The sequence below is a fragment of the Mycolicibacterium xanthum genome, assembly GCF_019710635.1.
GTDB lineage: Bacteria > Actinomycetota > Actinomycetes > Mycobacteriales > Mycobacteriaceae > Mycobacterium > Mycobacterium xanthum.
In genome coordinates, this window is sequence record NZ_JAIFZS010000074.1 from 20,164 (window position 1) to 38,429 (window position 18,266).

Here is an 18,266-nt window from a genome sequence, read left to right on the forward strand (position 1 = left end):
ATGATCTCCATCTACGCCATCCCGGCCTTCCTGGTGTTGATGGCCATCGAGTACTTCGGCTACTACCGAGAGCGGCGGGAGGCCCGGCGCACCGGTGTGCCGCCGGCCCGTGCCACGGCCGGGCTGTCGGTGCGGGACACCACGACGAGCCTGTCGGTGTACGCGATCGGCCGGGTGGTCAAGCCTTTGGACAAGTTCATCGAACTGCCGTTGGTGGCCATCGCCGGCGCGCTGAGCCCGTTGGCACTGTCCGCGTCGGACTGGTGGCTCTGGGTACTGGCGCTGGTGCTGGCCGACCTGGCCTACTACGTCAAACACCGGATGTCGCACCGGATTCGGCTGTTCTGGGCCGGCCACAGCGTGCACCACTCCAGTGAGCGCTTCAATCTGTCCACCGCGGTGCGGTTGCCGTGGCTGATCCCGGGATCGTTCCTGATGTCGGTGGTCTACGTGCCGCTGGCGCTGATCGGCATCCCGCTGTGGATGATCTTTCTGGCGCAGTCGGTCGTGCTGCTGTTCCAATACCCGATTCACACCGAACGGATCGGCCGGTTGCCGGGTCCGGTCGAGTTCGTCTTCAACACGCCGTCACACCACCGCGTCCACCACGGGGCGAACAACCCCTACCTGGACAAGAACTACGGCGGCATCCTGATCGTCTGGGACCGGATGTTCGGCAGCTACGCCGAAGAGATCGAGCCCGTGCGGTTCGGGCTGACCAAGAACATCGACACCTACAACCCGATCAAGGTCAACTATCACGAGTTCGCGACGATGCTGCGCGACGTGTGGCGGGCGCAGAGTTGGCGCGGCCGGATCGGCTATCTCGTGCAGCCACCCGGCTGGGCCGAGCGGGCCGACACGCCGGCCACGGCGAACCGGGTTCTCGAGCCGGTGGGCTGACGGGCCGGCGCGGTCACGAGTGGGGCGGTTCGAGGATGCCGCTGCTGCGGGCGCGCCCGAAGTTGGCCATCACCCGCTCGAGCACCGCGCCGTACGCCGAGCCGTCGTTGAGCAGCCGCTCCAGGCCGCGGTGGCGCAGGTAGGCGTCCAGCCGACGGTCCAACGGAGCGTCCCAGCCGCCCTGCTCGGTGTACTCCGAGCACAGGAATCCCCAGGCGATGTCATCGAGTGCACCGGCGTCGAATCGATTGACCTGCACGGTATGCGGCATTGCGCGCCTCCTGCGTGTCTTCCCCACGATCATGCCCGCTTTCCGGCCGGTACGAAAGGTCTCGGCGGCAGCCGAGTGCGAACGGCCCCGACGGTCTCGCGCACGGGATAGGGTGGCCGGAACCGACCAGTGGAGGAGCCGTCATGCCGGCCGTGCTTGTCACCGGTTTCGGTCCGTACGCCAACACCCCGGTCAACCCCGCGCAACTGACCGCGGAGGCGCTCGACGGCCGCACGATCGCCGGCGTTCCCGTGGTGTCGCGGATCGTGTCAAATGCGTACTTCGACGCGATCGCGGACACGGTGGCCGCGGTCGAGGAGGTCGGGCCGGAGCTGCTGGTCATGCTCGGTGAATACGGTGGCCGCTCGATGATCACCGTCGAGCGGCTCGCGCAGAACCTCAACGACTGTGCGCGCTACGGAGTCGCCGACACGGCCGGCAAAGTACTCAACGGTGAACCGACGGCCCCCGACGGGCCGGTCGCCTATTACTCGACGGCGCCGGTCAGGGCGATGGTGCTGGCCATGCGGGAAGCCGGGATACCTGCCGACATCTCCGATGCGGCAGGAACATTCGTCTGTAATCACCTGATGTACGGCATGCTGCACCACATCGCCACCAACGGGTTGCCGATCCGGGCGTCCTGGATTCACCTGCCGTACCTGCCGGAGATCGCCGCGTTGGACCGCAACCTGGGCGCGCCGAGCATGTCGGTGCAGACGGCTGCGGCCGGTGTGGCCGCGGGGATCGAGGCGGCGCTGTGCCACCGGGTCGACGTCAGCGACCCGGTGCATTCGCTGCTACAGATCTAGCGGAACGGGGAGCGCGGGTGATCGGTGTACGGCGGGACGGTGCGACAACGTGGTTGACGCTCGACCGGGCGGAGAAGCTGAACGCGTTCACCGTCGACGGCTATCGCGAACTGCGGGTGCAGCTGCAGGAGCTGATGGCCGATTCGTCGACCCGTGTCGCGGTGCTGACCGGCACCGGCCGGGCGTTCTCCGTCGGGGCGGACCGTTCGCTGCTCGACGGATCGATGGACGCGTCGCAGCGGCGTGGCGCGGGTGACGAGTTCGACGCCCTGCTGGAGGTTCTCGCCGGATTCGAGAAACCGCTGGTGGCCGCCGTCAACGGGCTGGCGGTCGGTTTCGGCTGCACGGCCCTGTTGTACTGCGACGTCATCCTGGTCGCCGAATCGGCCCGGCTGCGAATGCCTTTCACGGCGATGGGCATCGTCCCGGAGGCCGGCAGCTCGGTGCTGCTACCGGCCCGGGTCCGGTGGGCCGACGCGATGTGGTCGATGCTGTCCAGCGAATGGATCGATGCCGCCGCGGCGGTCCGAATGGGATTGGCGCTTGATGCGGTTCCCGATGCCGACCTGGTGACCCGCACCACCGACGCCGCCCAAGTCCTCGCGGCACACGATCCGCGCTCGGTGGCCGCCACCAAACGACTGCTGGTGGCGGGCCGGTCCGACGCAGCGCGGCGTGCGGCCGCGCGCGAAGTAGCGGAGATGGGACACCTGCTCGGCCCGCGCAACGACTGAGTACTCACGGCACCGGATCACCCGGCGACCGCCTCCGTTCGGCGCTGACAAGCGTCGGCATCCTCGGCCTATCAGGCCCGCGCATCGGCTGTGCGGGCGACAATGTCGGTGATGCGAATTCTGACCGCCGGCCACGCCATCGATCTCGATCGGTTCGAGATCGACGGTCCCGCCGGCCCGGTTCCCGTCGAACCACAGGTGTTCGCCGTCATCGCCGCCCTGCTGCGCAACAGGGACCGTGTGGTCACCAAAGAAGAACTGCTCGACCAGGTCTGGGGCAGCCGGTTCGTCTCCGAGTCGGCACTCACCAGCCGGGTGAAGGCCGCCCGGCGTGCTCTCGGCGACGACGGCACCGCCCAGGCCGTGATCGCGACGGTGCGTTTCCGCGGCTACAAGTGGGTGGCGCCGGCGGCCGTCGCCGATCGGCCGTCGGGCGAACCGAACGGTGCGGTCGCCACCACGGTCCGGGATCTGCTCGAGCCCATCCTGGGCCGCGACGACGAGCTGGCCGACGTGCTGGAGTTGATGGACCGAACCCGCGTGGTGACGCTGGTCGGGGTCGGCGGGGTGGGCAAGACCCGATTGGCCCTGGAGGTGCTGCGCCAACGCCCCGGCTGCCTGGTGGAGTTGGCGCCGGTGCGCGACCCCGATGCCGCCGCGGCGGCGGTGGCATCGGCGATCGATGTGCAGCCCGGGCAGCGAGCCGACGTCGCCGCCGCATGCATCGAATACCTCACCGGGCAGCGCCGCCTGCTGGTTGTGGACAACTGCGAGCACGTTCTGGCCGCCGCCGCGGACTTCCTGTGCAAGCTGCTCGTGGGCTGCCCGGAACTGTCGTTGCTGTGCACCAGCAGGCAGCCCCTCGGGCTGCCCGATGAGCACGTCGTCGAATTGGGCCCGCTGCCGGTGCCCGCCGACGGGGCGGCGATCGACGATGTGGCCGCCGCGCCTGCGGTCGAGCTCTTCGTCACCCGGGCCCGTCGTGCGCTGCACTCCTTCCGGCTGGACGACCGGGTACTGGCCAAGGCCGGGTCGCTGTGCCGGGCGTTGGACGGGCTTCCGCTGGCCATCGAACTCGCCGCCGGCCGCAGCGCCGCGCTGGGGCTCGACGACGTGTATGCACGGCTGGACCGGCGGCTGGACCTGCTGTCCGACGACCGGCCGACGGCGCAGTCCCGGCACCGATCGCTGCGCGCCACGCTGGCCTGGTCCTACGAACTGCTCGACGCCGATTCCAAGCGACTCTTCCGGTATCTGTCGGCGTTCCCCGGCGGTTTCAGCCTGGCCACCGCCGAAGGACTGGCCGAGGCGCTGGATCTACGAGCCGACCCCGCCGCGATCGTCGCGCGCCTCGTCCAGGCGTCCATGCTGACCCGTACGTCGACGCCGTCGGGGGTGCGGTTCACCCAGCTGGAGACCGTGCGGACCTTCGGTGTGGACGAACTCGTCCAGCGCGGCGAATGGGACGCCGCGCACGACCTGCTCGTCGGCTGGGCGCTGGAACTGGCCGAAGCGACGCACTTCGCCATCCACACCCCCGACGAACCGCTGTGGGACGACAGGGTGCGCCGGGAGCTGCCGAACCTGCGCGCGGCGCGGCGCCACCTGACCGACCGGGGCCGGCTTCTCGAACTGGCCCACATGCTGCGCGGGTTGGACGAGTGGGCACTGTGGCGCGACGTGTTCGAGATCTGGGCCTGGGAGGCCGAGCTCGTCGACAACGCCGACCCCGGCGACGCCGAACTTCGACAGGCTGCCCTGGCGGTCGCGGTCACCTCGAGTTTCCTGCGCGGCCGCCGCGACCTGGCCGCTCGGTACGTCGAGGAGTTACTGGCCGGGAACCCCACTGGATGGCCTCTTGCCCAGGCGCTGCACATGGCCGCCAACGTCAGCTTGTTCGAGGGCCGCCCGCGCGAGGCGGTGCAGTACTGGCTGCGGCGCCGTGATCTGCCCGAGTGTCCCGAACGCCGGCCGGAGAGCACCGCGTGGGCCGCCAACGCCGCCGGATATCTGCGTGACTTCCCGCTGGCCAGGAAGTTGGCGGCGGAAGCCCGCACGGAGGCCGAGGCGTCGGGCTCACCGACCGACCGGGCCCGGGCCGCCTACGCCATCGGTGAGATCGAGTACACCGCCGGCTCGGGGCAGGAGCGGCCCTGGCTCGAGCAGGCGATGGAGCTGGCCTCGGCGGCAGGGTCACGATTCATCGGCGGCGTCGCGGGGGTGACGCTTGCCGGCAGCCGCGCAGCGGCCGGCGACGTGTCCGGCGCCGCCCAACTCTACGACGAGTTGATAGGGCGATGGCTGCGCACCGGAACCTGGACCCAGCAGTGGACGACGCTGCGCAACGCCGTCGAGTTGTTGGTCGGTGTGGACGACGACCTGTGCGTCCAGGTCTGGGCTGCCGCCCATGCAGATCCCGTCGCAGCTGCCCTCGACGAGACCGCTCTGGCACGCGAAACCCGTTTGCACGCAACGCTGGTCGACCGCCTGGGCGAGGTCGCGGTGGGTGAGCTCGAGCGGGCCGGCCGGGCTGCGGAGCGTGCCGATCTCGCGCACCGAACGGCCGCAGCCCTTCGTGGATTGGCCGACGGCTAGCGCCGTGGTTTGCGGGCGATCACATAGCGGTGATCGCCGCGGAAGCGGTAGATGCCGTTGGCATCCCGTCGATGTTCGATCGCGCTGAGCACCGCGTCGCGGAGGATCGCGGGCCCGCTGTGTTGCAGCGCCGGCAGTGCGGGCCCGGTGCTCGACAGCGCCCGCCACGCGACATCGGCGTCCGGCCATTCGATCGTGGAGACCCGGGAGCCGCTCTCGACCACCTGGAAACCCGAATCGGCGAGCATCTGTTCGGCGACGCCGTCGGCGGCGATGTCGTTGGTGCGCTTCATCCCCCGGAAATGGTCGACCGGGGCGTGCCGGGCGAAGACCTTGAACGTGGCACGCAGATCGTGGGGTTCGCCGGCGCCCCAGAAGCTGATACCGATCATCCCGCCGGGCCGAAGCACTCGACAGGCCTCCACCAGCGCCGGCTCGCAGCCGCCCCAGATCCCGTTGATCGACGTGACCACATCGAAGCGGGCCGCGGCCCACGGAAGCTCGTACATCGACCCGACGCGCAGCTCCGTTCCGGGATTGCGGTCGCGCGCCACCTGTACCAGCGCCGCCGCCGCGTCGATGCCCGCGGTTCTCGCACCCATCGCGGCGGCGTGCCGAAGAGCCAGACCCGAGCCGCACGCGACATCGAGCAGCTCGACACCGGGTCCGATCCCGACGCGGGCGAAGATCGCGGTGATCACCTCGAAGGCGTAGTGCTCGTACAGGCAGGCCCAGTCGGCGGCGGCGTGGCTCCAGGCCTCGCCGGCGACCCGCCAGTCATGGTCGCGGGCAACGTCGGTAGGTGTGCTCATGCCCCGACGATGCGCCGTATGACCGGTCGGCCGCTTGGAGGCCACATGGAGATCGGGTGGACATCGATCTCCAGCCGATCTCCATCTGGTCTCCACGCAACGAAGCCCCGACCGGCGCACGGTGAGAAGGCAGTGGCGACACCCCGTCCGCCGCCCGACCCGAGGAGAACACCATGACCGTCACGATCGATCGCGGCGCACACAACGGCGTCGACGTCGACGCCATCCGCGAAGCGCGCACCGCCATGACCGGACAGCCCGCGGCCGCCCAGTTCCAGTGGCGGGTGCGCAATACCTGGCACAGCGGTATCCACAGCCAGTCCACCATCGACGACTACTTCGGTGTCGGCGCCGAGCAGAGCCATCGGCAGCCCTTCACCATCGACACCGACCACCCCGAGCTGTTCGCCGCCGAGGACAACGGCCCCACCCCGGTCGAGGTGGTTCTCGCCGCGCTTGCCGGTTGCCTCACCGGGGGCGTCGCGTCGGTGGCCGCCAATCGCGACATCACGTTGCGCTCGGTGTCGGCGACGCTGACCGCCGAGATGGATCTGCAGGGCGTGCTCGGCATCGACGCCGACGTCCGCAACGGCTTCAGCAGCGTCACGGTCACCTACGACATCGACGCCGACGCCACCCCCGAGGAGATCGAAGCCGTTGTCGCGCAGTCCCAGAAGCGCTCGGCGGTGTTCGATCTGCTCACCAACCCCACCACCGTCGTCGTCGAGGTCGGCTGACCCGCGGCCCCGAGCAGCCGGAGCGAGCCCCATGCACCACACCACCGTCACGATCGTCGGCGCCGGGCAGGCCGGGTTGGCGATGAGCCATTGCCTGTCGGCGCGATCGATCGACCACGTGCTGCTCGAACGCGGCCGGGTGGCCAACTCCTGGCACACCGAACGCTGGGACTCGCTTCGGCTGTTGACCCCCAATTGGCTGTCCCGGCTGCCCGGGTGGCGCTACCGGGGCGACGATCCGGACGGCTACATGACCGCCGCGCAGGTCGCCGCACACCTCGACGGCTACCGCCGCCACCTCGACGCTCCCGTGCGGGAACATACGACGGTGCGGTCGGTGCGGTCGGGGCCCGCGGACGACTTCGTCGTCACGACCGACGGCGACCGGTGGCGCAGCCGCGCGGTGGTGATCGCCTCCGGCGCTTCGAGCGACCCGCATCGCCCGGCGTTGCATAGTCGGCTGCCCGCCACGATGACGCAGCTCACCTCCGTGGGTTACCGCAATCCCGGCCAGGCCGGCGACGCCGTGCTCGTCGTCGGGGCGTCGGCCTCCGGAGTGCAGATCGCCGACGAGCTGGCCCGCCAAGGCCGCCGCGTCGTCCTCGCCGTGGGCGACCACGTGCGGCTGCCGCGGACCTACCGCGGCAGGGACATCCACTGGTGGCTGGACGCGATCGGCCAGCTCGACGAGGGCCTGGGCGACGTGGAGGACCTCGACCGGGCCCGGCGGTTGCCGTCGCTGCAGCTGGTCGGCTCGCCGGACCGGCGTAACCTGGATCTGGCGACGCTGGCCGCCCGGGGGGTGGAACTGGTCGGCCGGCTCGTTGGCGTCACGGCGGACGCGCTGCAGTTCTCCGGCGGGCTCGCGCACCTGTGCAGGGCCGCGGACCTGAAGCTGGGCCGGTTGCTCGACCGCATCGATCTGCACTGTGGCGAACGTGGCCTCGCCGTGGTCGCCGCACCGGATCGTCCCGAACCCGTGCGGCTCGGGACGGTGCGCACGGTGATCGGCATCGGTGCGTTCGACACGGTCGTGTGGGCCACCGGCTTCCGGCCCCACTACCCGTGGCTGGACGAGCACCACCTCGACCGCAAGGGCGGTCTGCGCCACGACGGCGGCGTGCTGGAACAGCCGGGCCTGTACGTGCTGGGGTTGCCGTTCACCCGGCGCCGCAAGTCGAGCTTCCTCGACGGCGTCGGACCAGACGCCGTCGAGTTGACCGAGCACCTCGCCGGCCACCTGGACACCGGCCGGCGGAGCCGGTCACCGGGAACCCGTGTGGGCCCGTCCGGACGGCCCGATCAGACCGGGGTCAGCTCGGCGGCGCCGAAGGACACGTTGAACCGGTCACACCAGATGCTGACGCTGGTCAGGCCGTCGATGTCGGTGCCCGCCGGCACCGGGTAGTTGGCGCTACCCCGGTTGCCCTTCAGCGATCCGAGATCGACCCACCGGCCGTCGTCGAACACCCCGGCGCCGTCGACTCCCGGCGTGACCGGGGCGTCGGTCAGCCACACCTTCAGTTCCGGCCCGTCGCTGGTGTTCAGGTCCTCGACCCGGACCACCATGGAATCGTCGGGGAGGCGCAGCAGCTGGACCGTTCCGGTGGTGTCGTGCTCCTGGCTGACCAGCTCGCCCCGCGACACCACCTGCGGGCCCTGCGGTGGGGCCCCGGGTGTCTGCTGGGCGGCCGCGACGGTGGGTGGTGCCTCCTCGACGGTGGTGTTGGTGAACAACTTCCAGGGCTGAAACCAGTACGCGCCGAATGCCAGGGCGATCACGACGACCGCCAGGCCGGCCAGCACCAACGGATGACGAACAAACCGGAGGGGCGACGACCGGGCGCCCGGCGACTCTTCGGACATGTCGAGATTATCGACGCGCGGCGATCTCGTTTCCGAGGTTCCTGGGAAAACACTGTATGAAGTCTGACCGCGCCGTGCACGCACGTCACAATGAGCGGGTGACGCTGGGGTTGATCTGTGCCATCGAACCGGAACGCGCCCACCTGGGCCGGGAACTCGTGGGGGCGCGCAGCGAAACCGTCGCCCATGCCCGGTTCGACACCGGCCGCCTCGACGGGCACGACGTGGTCCTGGTGGGCGCCGGTATGGGGAAGGTGAACGCCGCCGTGGTGGCCACCCTGCTCGCCGACCGGTTCGGCTGTCGCGCCGTCGTCTTCTCCGGCGTCGCCGGCGGCCTCGATCCCGCACTCGAGATCGGTGACATCGTCATCAGCGACCGGGCGATCCAGCACGACGCGGGCGTCATCGACGACGACAGACTCGAGCACTACCAGGCCGGCCACGTTCCGTTCATCAACCCCACAGAACTGCTGGGCTACGTCGTCGACCCGTTGTTGCGTGATCGGGTGCGTCGCCGGCTGGCCGGGCTCACCCTGCCGCCGCTGTCGCGGGCCGCCGGCGGAACCGACGCGCCCCCGCAGATCACCTACGGCACGGTGCTGACCGGCGATCAGTTCCTGCACTGCGAAACCACCCGGGACCGGTTACACGGCGAATTGGGTGGTTCCGCGGTCGACATGGAGGGCGGCGCGGTCGCGCAGGTGTGCGCGTCGTTCGGCATTCCGTGGCTGCTCATCCGCGCCCTTTCCGACCTGGCCGGCCGCGATTCCCGGTTCGATTTCGCAGCGTTCGTCGATGAGGTGGCGGCGGGTTCGGCGACGATCCTGCGCCGCCTGCTGCCGGTGCTCTGACGGCGCGGCCCGATCTTCGCCCGGCCGGAAACGGCGGCGGGCGTGTGCGAGACTGGGCCCGGCCCGACGGGCCGAGACCCGACGATCCAGCGCACCAGACCACCGGCACAGGGGACGGGATTCACACGGCACGATGACCGAATCGACGCCCGATGATCCCGACGACTCGATGCGCGGGTCGGTGCACATCTGTGTCACCGCGTTCATCACCGGCGCGATGATCGGCGTCGTCGGCGCCGCCTTCCGGTGGTGCCTGGAGCAGGCCGAACGCCTGCGGCTCGACCTGGTGCACTGGGCGCACGGCCTGCCGGGACCGAACTGGCTGATCCCGATCGCCGCGGCGGCGGCCGGCGCCACCCTGGCCGCGCTGATCGTCAAGTGGGTGCCGTTGGCCGCGGGCAGTGGGATCCAGCATGTCGAGGCGGTGTACCGGCGTGAGGCGCGACCGCCCGACATCCACCTGCTGCCGGCCAAATTCGCCGGCGGAGTGCTCGGCATCGGGTCGGGGCTGGTGCTCGGCCGGGAGGGTCCGACGGTACACATGGGCGCCGCGATCGGCGCCGAGGCGGCCCGGCGGGCCCGGTTGCCCGCTTCCGAGGTCCGGATGATGCAGACCGCGCTCGGCGGGGCCGGCCTGGCCGTCGCGTTCAACGCACCGCTGGGCGGCACGCTGTTCACCCTCGAGGAGGTCACCAAGTCCTTCCGGGTCAAGACGGTGCTGGCCACGCTGTTCGCCGCGGCCACCGCGGTGGGCGTCGCCCGCTGGATGCTCGGCAACCGGCCGGACTTCCTCGTCGAACCGATCGCCGCCCCCGAGCTCCGCTGGCTGTGGCTGTTCGCGCTGTTCGGGGTGCTGACCGGGATCCTGGGCGCGGCCTACAACCGCCTGGTGCTGTGGTTCCTCGACCGGGTCGCCGCGATCCGGCGGGTGCCGAGGACGGCCAAGGCGACGATCATCGGCGCGCTCGTCGGCCTGGCGATGTTCGTCTACCCGCTGGCGGTCGGCGGGGGCGACACGCTGACCGAGATGATCCTCGGCGGGCACCAATTCGTGCTGCCGGTGGTCGTCGGATACCTGCTGGTGCGGTTCGTCGCCGGGCCGCTGTCCTACTCCGCGGCCGTGCCCGGCGGGTTGTTCGCCCCGCTGCTCGCCCTCGGGGCGCTGTGGGGTTTCCTGTTCCTGGGCGTGTTCAGCGCGCTGTGGCCGGGTGACGTCGCGGATCTGGCCATCCCGATGGCGCTGGTCGGAATGGCGGCGTTCTTCGCTGCGACGGTCCGTGCACCGGTGACCGCCATCGTGCTGGTGATCGAGATGACCGCGACCACCGAGGTGGCCGTGCCGATGCTGGCGGCCATCGGTGCAGCGGTGCTGACCGCCTACCTGGTGGGCTCCCCGCCGATCTACGACAGCCTGCGTGAGCGGATGCCGCCCGAGGAGCCAGTGGTCGAACGGCGCTGAAACCCGGCCGAAGGCAACCGATTTCGTTTCTCGGGCAGGTCGCCGCGGTCAGTCGCTATGGTGGGATCGGCAATCACCGGCGGCGCACCGATCGGGGGCAGGCGATGGAGGAGCTTCGGCCGGATCGAATCATGGCCATCGGCGGGGGCTACTGCGCCGCCAAGGTGCTGCTGTCCGCGGTGGGGCTGCGGTTGTTCACCGTGCTCGGCGACGGTGCGATGACCGCCGGTCAGATCGCCGAACGTCTGGGGCTGGTCGAACGGCCGGCGACCGACTTCCTCGACACCCTGGTCTCGCTGGAACTGCTCGATCGCGACGGCAACGGTTCGGGGGCGTGCTACCGCAACACCGCGGAGACCGCGCGTTTCCTCGACGAGCGCAGCCCGGCCTACCAGGGCGGTCTGCTCAAGATCTGGGACGACCGCAACTACCGCTACTGGGCGGATCTGACCGAGGCGCTCCAGACCGGCCGGGCGCAGAGCGAGATCAAACACTCGGGACGGCCGTTCTTCGACACGCTCTACCAGGACCCGCGGCGGCTCGAGGCGTTCATGGGTGCGATGGACTCGTCGTCGCGACGCAACTTCGAACTGCTCGCCACCCGCTTCCCGTTCGAGCGCTACCACCGGCTGTGCGATGTGGGCGGGGCCGACGCCGTGCTGGCCCGCATCGTCGCGGCGGCACATCCGCACCTGCGGTGCACGACCTTCGATCTGCCCGCGGTGACCGAGATCGCGGCCCGTAAGATCGCCGAGGCGGGCCTGGGGGACCGGATCGAGGCGGTCGCCGGCAGCTTCCTCACCGATCCGCTGCCCGGCGCCGACGTCATCACGATGGGGATGATCCTGCACGACTGGGATCTCGACCATAAACGCATGCTGATCGCCAAGGCCTACGACGCGCTGCCGGACGGCGGGGCGTTCGTCGTGATCGAATCGCTGATCGACGACGACCGCCGGACCAACACCTTCGGGCTGACCATGTCGCTGAACATGTTGATCGAGTTCGGTGACGCCTTCGATTACACCGCCGCCGACTTCCGCCGATGGTGCGCCGACGCGGGCTTCCGATCGTTCGAGACCATCCCGCTCGACGGACCGTCGAGTGCGGCCGTCGCCTACAGGTAATCGGGTTCAGGCTTCCCGAACTTTACCGCGGGGGATATCGAAAACAATTGTGCGGAAAGGGCTTTGACCTGCGCCGAGTTGCGCGGTCCGGGTATCGGTGGGTAGGCTTGCCTACATCGAAGGGGAGTAGCCCCCAATCGGGTGATCGACATACTGGCCGCGGAGCACCATCGGACGGCCCGGTCGCCCGGACCGGTTCCCATACCGGTGGGCGAGACCTTCGGCCTGATAGACGATTTGTGGTCTGTCGGCCGGAGGCGCTTCCCGAATCCTCCGAGCGACAGCCACCGACCGAGGAGGCTGTGGGTGCTGTCCGCGCTGCTGTTGAGCTTCGCCGTCATCTTCATCGCGGAGCTGGGTGACAAGACTCAGCTGGTCGCGATGATGTTCGCGCTGCGCTATCGCTGGTGGGTGGTGCTGTCGGCGATCACCGTCGCCACCGCGCTGGTCCACGTCCTCTCGGTCGCCATCGGCCACTACCTGGGCGCGGCGCTGCCGACCCATCTGCTGGGAATGCTGGCCGGCGCCGCGTTCATCTTCTTCGGCCTGTGGACGCTGCGCGGGGACAGTCTCAGCGACGAAGAGGAGTCCCGCGCGCGCCAGGCCACCGGCGCGGCGTTCATGGTGGTCACCTCGGCGTTCGTGCTCGCCGAACTGGGCGACAAGACGATGCTGGCGACGATCACGCTTGCCGCGGACAATGGCTGGCTGGGCATCTGGATCGGCTCGACACTGGGAATGGTGGCAGCCGACGGCCTGGCCATCCTGGTAGGCGCCGTCGCCGGGAAGAACCTGCCCGAGAAGTTCATCCAGCTGTCCGCTGCGGCGTTGTTCCTGCTGTTCGGCGCCTACATGCTGCTGGAGAACATCCTGCCCACGGTGCCCGCGGTCGTCGTCGCCGGCATGGCGCTGGCGGTGGTCATCGGCGGCGCGGTGGCGTTGTGGGCGTTGCCCGAGCGCCGGCGGCCCGCGGTGCTGCGTGCGGAGTCGACGCTTGAAGAGGCCGTCCCGGATAAGGCTGTCCTGGATGAGTCCGTGCCGGAACAGCACCGGGCCGGCGGCCGCCGTAGCGGGGTGTGACGGTCAGTTCGCGGTGAGTGTGCCCGTAGCGTCGCAGGTCGGCGCGCCGCCGTCGCTCGGTGCGCGTCGATCGATCCGTCACCTCGGTGCGCGTCTATCGATGGTGCGCGTCTATCGATGTGGTGACGCGCAGGAGGTTCGCCTTGAGCGCCATCGCGATGTCGGGTGGCTAAATCCGCACGACGGACCGGATCGCGATCTGATCGGTCTGGCACCGCCGGCACGTCAACGACCGGACCTTGAGGCGCACATTGGCGATCCGCAGCGCCCGTCGGCACATGGGATACGGGCATCCGCAGGACAACCTGACCCAGAACTGCGCCGGGTGGGCGAGGGGGCCGCAGAACCTGTGGCAGCTGCACAGGATCTCGGGCTCGAAGTCCAGGTCCGCCAACGACGGCTCGAGCAGTGTGGTCACGGCCCCCAAGGCTAAAGTCAAGGTCGAGAGTTTTGCGGGAGGCGCGCGCGAGGATTTCTGTGGCACGCGCGGACGGGTGCCCGTGGTAGACCCGTCCGCGCGGCCGATGTGACCGCCGAGGGACTACAGCCGAATCCACTGTCCGAGGAACCAGAAACCCCAGCCGTCGCCATTGCCCGCCTTCATCGGGGTGACGAGCCGGCCGCTGTAATTGAACGGCTGGTGATCCTGTCGGCCGGCGTCGATGTTGCGGTTCTGCCAACCGTTGTTCTGCACCGGGGCACCCTGGCAGGCAGGGGTGTTCGGCACGCCGCACCGCTGATCGGGGTTGGCGTTGGCGGTACCGAGACCCAGGCCGAACAGCCCTGCGGCCGCGACTCCGCCGGCGACCAGCGAGGCTCCGACCCTCCGGGTGAGATTCATGCTTGTACTCCGTTTCTTCGTTTGTGTCGGCGCGACTCGGCACCGCCCACCATCGAAGCTAGGGACGCGAGTTTGGTCCGCACTGTGCTGAGAATTGGCGCGCGCTGTGCATCGGATAACAGATCGGAAGCGGATTGCCATCAGGGTGATCGAGCTTGTCTGACAGGAGGATTGAGTCGACAGCTCAGCGTGTTCCGCTGACCTGTGCGCCGGCGTCGCCGGGCAACCGCAGGGTCTCGACGAGGGTGATCGCCAACATGGCGCCGAGCGCGACGAACGTCCAGGCGTAGGACGTGAGCACGGTCAGCAGCAGAGCCGCGATCGCGATACCCAGTCCGGCGGCCAGTTCCTGGACGGCGGCGTTGAGGGTGTTGGCGTGGGTGAGTTCGTCGCCGTCGACATCGGCGAAAGCCAGGCTGTTGTATGCGGTGAAACCGATGGAGCGCAGCGCCCCACTGACATAGAGCACCGCGGCGATCACCACGACGGGTGTACCGGGTCGCAGCGCCGCCAGCAGGCCGAACCAGGCCACCGAGACGGCCCCGTTGACCAGTAGCACCCGCTTGATCCCGAACCGGCGCATCAACGGGGTGGTGATCGGTTTGATGGTCAGATTCCCGACGAACAGTGCGGCGACCATCAGCCCGGCGCTGAACGCCGACCAGCCGAACTGGAGCTGGAACATCAGCGGAAGCAGGAACGGCACCGCGGTGATCACGAGCCGGTACAGCGACCCGGCGGACACGGTGATGCGCAGCGTGCGGATCCGCAGCACCGCCGGCTCGACCAGGGGCGAGGAGGTCCGGCGCAGATGCCACACCGCCGCGGTGAGCAGCACGGTCGCCGCCAGCGCACCCGACCCGACCAGGCGCCACTCGGTTCCGCTGACCCGGATGTGCTCCAGTGCGATCAGGGCCGCGGCGATCCCACTGCCCAGCAACAGCAGCCCGCGCCAGTCGAAGGGCGTGGTCGTCGCGGCCGGGCCACCGCGAATCAGTTTGAGCGCCAACAACAATCCGACCACTCCGATCGGGATGTTGACGAAGAAGATCCAGCGCCACGACCCCAACGTGGCGATGCCGCCGCCCAGGACGGGGGCGACCACGGGCGCGGCCAGCGCGGGCCAGGTCAGCAGCGCGATCGCGCGCACGAGATCGGTCTTCGCGCTGTAGCGCAGAACCGCAAGCCGTCCGACCGGCACCATCATCGCGCCGCCGATGCCCTGCAGGACGCGCATGCCGACGAGCATCGGCAGCGATGCGCTCAACGCGCACCCCAGTGATGCCAGGGTGAACACCGCGATCGCGGTGAGGAAAACCCGCCGGATGCCGAGCCGGTCGGCCATCCATCCGCTGGCCGGGATCAGAACCGCGACGGTGACCAGATAAGCCGAGATCGCCACGTTGACATCGACGGCCGCCACGTCGAAGGTTGCGGCGATCGCCGGGATGGCCGGGGCGATGATGGTGGCGTCCAGAATCTCCATGAAGAACGCCCCGGCCACCAGCAGTGCCATTCCGCGGGGGAAGTCCCGCGGCTCGTTCGATGTCACGCACCGAACGTAGGCCCTGGTCACATCTGGCAGTTCAGCGACACGGTCACCTTCGGCTTCGGGATGACGGTGAACACGTTGATGTCGTCGTCGTCGAACGGGATCAGCTGCGGTGCCCGGGCCGGACGGCTGATGTTGGTCACCTCGCAGTCCTGCAGCGGCGCATTGCCGACGCGGGTGATGTTGACGTCGAAGCCCTGGATCTCGAGCTGGTTGATCGTCGAGGCGGCGGACTCTGCCTGGGCCGGGGCGGCGAAGGCCAACAGTGCGCCGAGCGGCAGTGCGGTCGCGGCGATGATCTTCTTCATCGAATAACTCCTTGCGTCGGTGGGTCACTCGCGTGACCGTCGGTGGGATTGACTGACACCGATGGTCGCGACACCGACGTGGCGGCGCTTGGAGCTTTGGTGGAGATTGCGTGGAGAGTTCGGGCGACAGCCGGGTGGTCAGCCTCCGGCGACGGCGTTGTACTGCGGGCAGTACGCGTCGACCGCGCTCCACATCAACTGGGTGGCGTCGGCGTCGGTGAGTCCCTCGCCCATCATCGAGGCGACGATGTCGGAGCGGATCCTCGCCGGGTCGACGTTGTTGGCGCTGCCCTCGGCGACGATGTCGCAGACGTTGTTGCCGGCCTCGACCGCCTCGTCCGAGGTCGGGAACACGATACCCAGATCGGCGAGCACGGAGAGGAACTGGGCGTCCGCGTCGGTGGCGTTGGCCACCGGCGCCGGCATGGCCAGAGCTGCAGCGGCGAGTGCGGATACGGCGATGCCACCGAGCGTCGACCGGACGTCCATGTGCCCTCCCTGTCGGATGTCTGGGAGGATGGTAGCCGCCCCGAGCGCGTGCACCCGTTATTTGCCTCCGCCCGTCACGGGCATTCGTCGGGCGTGGTGGCCGAGGATGCCGGAGGCCGGCCGATGGTCGTCCAGACCGTTGGCGGGGTCGTCGCGCAGTTCGGCCTGACGGCACGCCAGCGAACTCCGCGTCGGAATCGCCGGCGACCCGATCGCCGGCGGCGCAGCCACCGTCGGCCGCTGGGGCCCGGAATCGAATTCGCCGTCGTGTCGTGGTGTGATTTCGCGCTCACTTTGGATTTCAAAGCTAAGAAGGGGTCGTTCTTCCCGACTGCGTCACACCACGGATGACGGATTGCCCAAAGAATTGTCACTGCAGGTATAAGTATTTTCTGATGTTTGCCATCGGGAAATGGCAAATCAACATCGAAGAAATTCCTAAGCGGCGCCTGAGAGGACGGCGGCGGCATCCCCGAATCGGCGATTCCGGGCGGTCGGGCCGCTGTTTTCCGTCGCTAGACTCGATCCGGGTCGCCCCGGGTCCGGACGCGACAAAGCGAATCTAGTACCGGTACGAGCTCGGGCCGGCGGAGGTACCACGACATGGCAAACAATGCGACACGCAGCGGACACTTGATGCTCGACGACGGTTCCGCATCCGGCGTTCCCGGCGGCGCCTTGGCGCACGCCGGCGTCGAGGCCACCCTCGAGCGCGTGCTGCTGCTGGGCCGCGGTGCCGTCGGCGATATCGCCGCGGGCGCCGCGACGGCCATCACGGCCAACCATGGCGACGACAGCGTCTCGATCCTCGATGGATCGGCCCAGGCGGTCGAGACGCTCGTGGTGGACGGCGTGCCGCTGGCCGTGGTGATCGCCGATCATCGCGCATTCGTCGCCACCTCCGGCACGGACCACGACGCGGTGTCCGTCATCGACCTCGACACCGGCAACGTCACCGCGACCTTCCGGCTGGCCTTCGGCATCACCGCACTGGCGGCCAGCCCGGACGGCAAGCGGGCGTATGCGGCTCGCGTGCATGACGCGGGCGTGGACATCGCCGTCATCGACACCGCCGCCGAGCGGATCGGCACGATCGACATCGGCCGCGGGCCGGCCGCCGGCATCGACGCGCTACGCGTGGACCCCAGCGGCAGGCGCCTGTACGTGGCCGTCACCGACGACAACGGCAGCCAGCTGATCGTCGTGGATGCGGAGCGGGCGCGAGTGCAGAGGGTGATCGGGGTCGGCTCACCGATCCGCGACATCGCCTACGCGGGCAACGTGGTGTACGTGCTGACCTCGGACCGGGCCGTCGGCGGTGCTGTCCATGTGCTCGACCTGTCGAGTCATGCCGTCACCGACACCATCGCGCTCGGCGGCGCACCCACCCAGCTGGCGCTGAGCCCGGACCTGTCCCGCGCCTACGTCGTCGACTACGACCGCATCGTCGTGCTGTGCACGCTCACCCTGGAGGTCGTCGACTCGCTGACGGTCGACGCGCGCCCGTCCTGCGTCGCGCTGAGCCCGGAAGGCACGCGGCTCTACGTGGCCGACTGCGCCGGTGCGGTCAGCGTGTTCACGGTCTCCTCGACGCTCGAGGAGATCTACACCCAGTTTCTGGTCAGCGACCCCATTTTGATGGGTCGTTCCCGGGAGCGGGAGCTGCAGCCGGTTACCGCCTGACTCCGGTTCGCCGAGACATCCCTAGTCTGTAAGTGTCAAGCGGCGTGGGGTGTGCGGTGTGCCCACGCGGTGTGTTCGTCGTAGTGGGTGTGGTGGCGTAGGCAGCCGTGGAGGATGCCGACGAAGCGGTTGCCTAGTGCGCGTAG

General features: G+C 69.2%; 19 protein-coding genes. 11 read left to right on the plus strand and 8 right to left on the minus strand.

What is annotated here, in order from left to right:
* A complete protein-coding gene (locus JDV09_RS23785) occupies positions 1-903 on the plus strand; it encodes a sterol desaturase family protein (protein ID WP_221371625.1) in 903 nt (300 codons plus the stop codon).
* 13 nt (positions 904-916) lie between these two features.
* On the opposite strand, the gene JDV09_RS23790 is transcribed toward JDV09_RS23785, so the two are convergent.
* Positions 917-1,174 carry a hypothetical protein gene (locus JDV09_RS23790; RefSeq protein ID WP_221371605.1) on the minus strand — a complete coding sequence of 86 codons (258 nt, stop codon included), beginning with the start codon at positions 1,172-1,174 and terminating at the stop codon, positions 917-919.
* A 143-nt stretch (positions 1,175-1,317) separates the two neighbouring features.
* On the opposite strand from JDV09_RS23790, the gene pcp reads away from it, so the two are divergent.
* From pcp to JDV09_RS23805, 3 genes are all read left to right on the plus strand, one after another.
* On the plus strand, positions 1,318-1,986 hold the full coding sequence (gene pcp / locus JDV09_RS23795; protein WP_221371606.1) for a pyroglutamyl-peptidase I: 669 nt from the start codon (positions 1,318-1,320) through the stop codon (positions 1,984-1,986).
* A 17-nt stretch (positions 1,987-2,003) separates the two neighbouring features.
* Positions 2,004-2,720, plus strand: a complete 717-nt coding sequence (locus JDV09_RS23800) for an enoyl-CoA hydratase/isomerase family protein (protein ID WP_221371607.1) — start codon at positions 2,004-2,006, stop codon at positions 2,718-2,720.
* A gap of 111 nt (positions 2,721-2,831) precedes the next feature.
* Entirely contained in the window at positions 2,832-5,315 is a 2,484-nt protein-coding gene (locus JDV09_RS23805) for an ATP-binding protein (RefSeq protein WP_221371608.1), read from the plus strand.
* On the opposite strand, the gene JDV09_RS23810 is transcribed toward JDV09_RS23805, so the two are convergent.
* Positions 5,312-6,127: a class I SAM-dependent methyltransferase gene (locus JDV09_RS23810; RefSeq protein WP_221371609.1), complete on the minus strand. Its 816-nt coding sequence runs from the start codon at positions 6,125-6,127 to the stop codon at positions 5,312-5,314. The two genes, JDV09_RS23805 and JDV09_RS23810, sit on opposite strands and share 4 nt — an antisense overlap.
* Positions 6,128-6,300: 173 nt before the next feature.
* Between JDV09_RS23810 and JDV09_RS23815 the strand changes: the two genes are divergently transcribed.
* Positions 6,301-6,864, plus strand: coding sequence for an OsmC family protein (locus JDV09_RS23815; protein ID WP_221371610.1), 564 nt, complete (start codon positions 6,301-6,303; stop codon positions 6,862-6,864).
* Positions 6,865-6,895: 31 nt separating this feature from the next.
* Positions 6,896-8,272 (plus strand): NAD(P)-binding domain-containing protein, encoded by a 1,377-nt coding sequence (locus JDV09_RS23820; RefSeq protein WP_221371611.1) that lies wholly within the window; start codon positions 6,896-6,898, stop codon positions 8,270-8,272.
* Here JDV09_RS23820 and JDV09_RS23825 read toward each other — a convergent pair.
* Entirely contained in the window at positions 8,167-8,730 is a 564-nt protein-coding gene (locus JDV09_RS23825; RefSeq protein ID WP_221371612.1) for a DM13 domain-containing protein, read from the minus strand. The two genes, JDV09_RS23820 and JDV09_RS23825, sit on opposite strands and share 106 nt — an antisense overlap.
* 56 nt (positions 8,731-8,786) lie before the next feature.
* Between JDV09_RS23825 and JDV09_RS23830 the strand changes: the two genes are divergently transcribed.
* The 4 genes from JDV09_RS23830 (at position 8,787) to JDV09_RS23845 (ending at position 13,247) form a co-directional block, all read left to right on the plus strand.
* Complete coding sequence (locus JDV09_RS23830; RefSeq protein ID WP_255605927.1) at positions 8,787-9,581, plus strand: 5'-methylthioadenosine/adenosylhomocysteine nucleosidase; 795 nt, start codon at positions 8,787-8,789, stop codon at positions 9,579-9,581.
* A gap of 133 nt (positions 9,582-9,714) precedes the next feature.
* Positions 9,715-11,040 carry a H(+)/Cl(-) exchange transporter ClcA gene (locus JDV09_RS23835; protein ID WP_221371614.1) on the plus strand — a complete coding sequence of 442 codons (1,326 nt, stop codon included), beginning with the start codon at positions 9,715-9,717 and terminating at the stop codon, positions 11,038-11,040.
* Between the two features lie 104 nt (positions 11,041-11,144).
* Positions 11,145-12,167, plus strand: coding sequence for a methyltransferase (locus JDV09_RS23840; RefSeq protein ID WP_221371615.1), 1,023 nt, complete (start codon positions 11,145-11,147; stop codon positions 12,165-12,167).
* A 306-nt stretch (positions 12,168-12,473) separates the two neighbouring features.
* The gene (locus tag JDV09_RS23845; RefSeq protein WP_221371616.1) at positions 12,474-13,247 is read left to right on the plus strand and encodes a TMEM165/GDT1 family protein; all 774 of its coding nucleotides are present in this window, start codon (positions 12,474-12,476) and stop codon (positions 13,245-13,247) included.
* A gap of 169 nt (positions 13,248-13,416) precedes the next feature.
* Here JDV09_RS23845 and JDV09_RS23850 read toward each other — a convergent pair whose 3' ends face one another.
* From JDV09_RS23850 to JDV09_RS23870, 5 genes are all read right to left on the minus strand, one after another.
* Positions 13,417-13,665: a hypothetical protein gene (locus JDV09_RS23850; protein WP_308124220.1), complete on the minus strand. Its 249-nt coding sequence runs from the start codon at positions 13,663-13,665 to the stop codon at positions 13,417-13,419.
* Positions 13,666-13,788: 123 nt separating this feature from the next.
* Positions 13,789-14,088, minus strand: coding sequence for a hypothetical protein (locus JDV09_RS23855; protein ID WP_221371617.1), 300 nt, complete (start codon positions 14,086-14,088; stop codon positions 13,789-13,791).
* Between the two features lie 184 nt (positions 14,089-14,272).
* Entirely contained in the window at positions 14,273-15,604 is a 1,332-nt protein-coding gene (locus JDV09_RS23860) for an MFS transporter (RefSeq protein WP_221371627.1), read from the minus strand.
* A gap of 56 nt (positions 15,605-15,660) precedes the next feature.
* A complete protein-coding gene (locus tag JDV09_RS23865) occupies positions 15,661-15,948 on the minus strand; it encodes a hypothetical protein (protein ID WP_221371618.1) in 288 nt (95 codons plus the stop codon).
* Positions 15,949-16,086: 138 nt separating this feature from the next.
* Positions 16,087-16,437 (minus strand): DUF732 domain-containing protein, encoded by a 351-nt coding sequence (locus tag JDV09_RS23870; protein ID WP_221371619.1) that lies wholly within the window; start codon positions 16,435-16,437, stop codon positions 16,087-16,089.
* A gap of 603 nt (positions 16,438-17,040) precedes the next feature.
* Between JDV09_RS23870 and JDV09_RS23875 the strand changes: the two genes are divergently transcribed.
* Positions 17,041-18,120, plus strand: coding sequence for an MmpL3/TtfA transport complex stabilizer (locus tag JDV09_RS23875; protein ID WP_221371620.1), 1,080 nt, complete (start codon positions 17,041-17,043; stop codon positions 18,118-18,120).
* Positions 18,121-18,266: the final 146 nt, after the last annotated feature.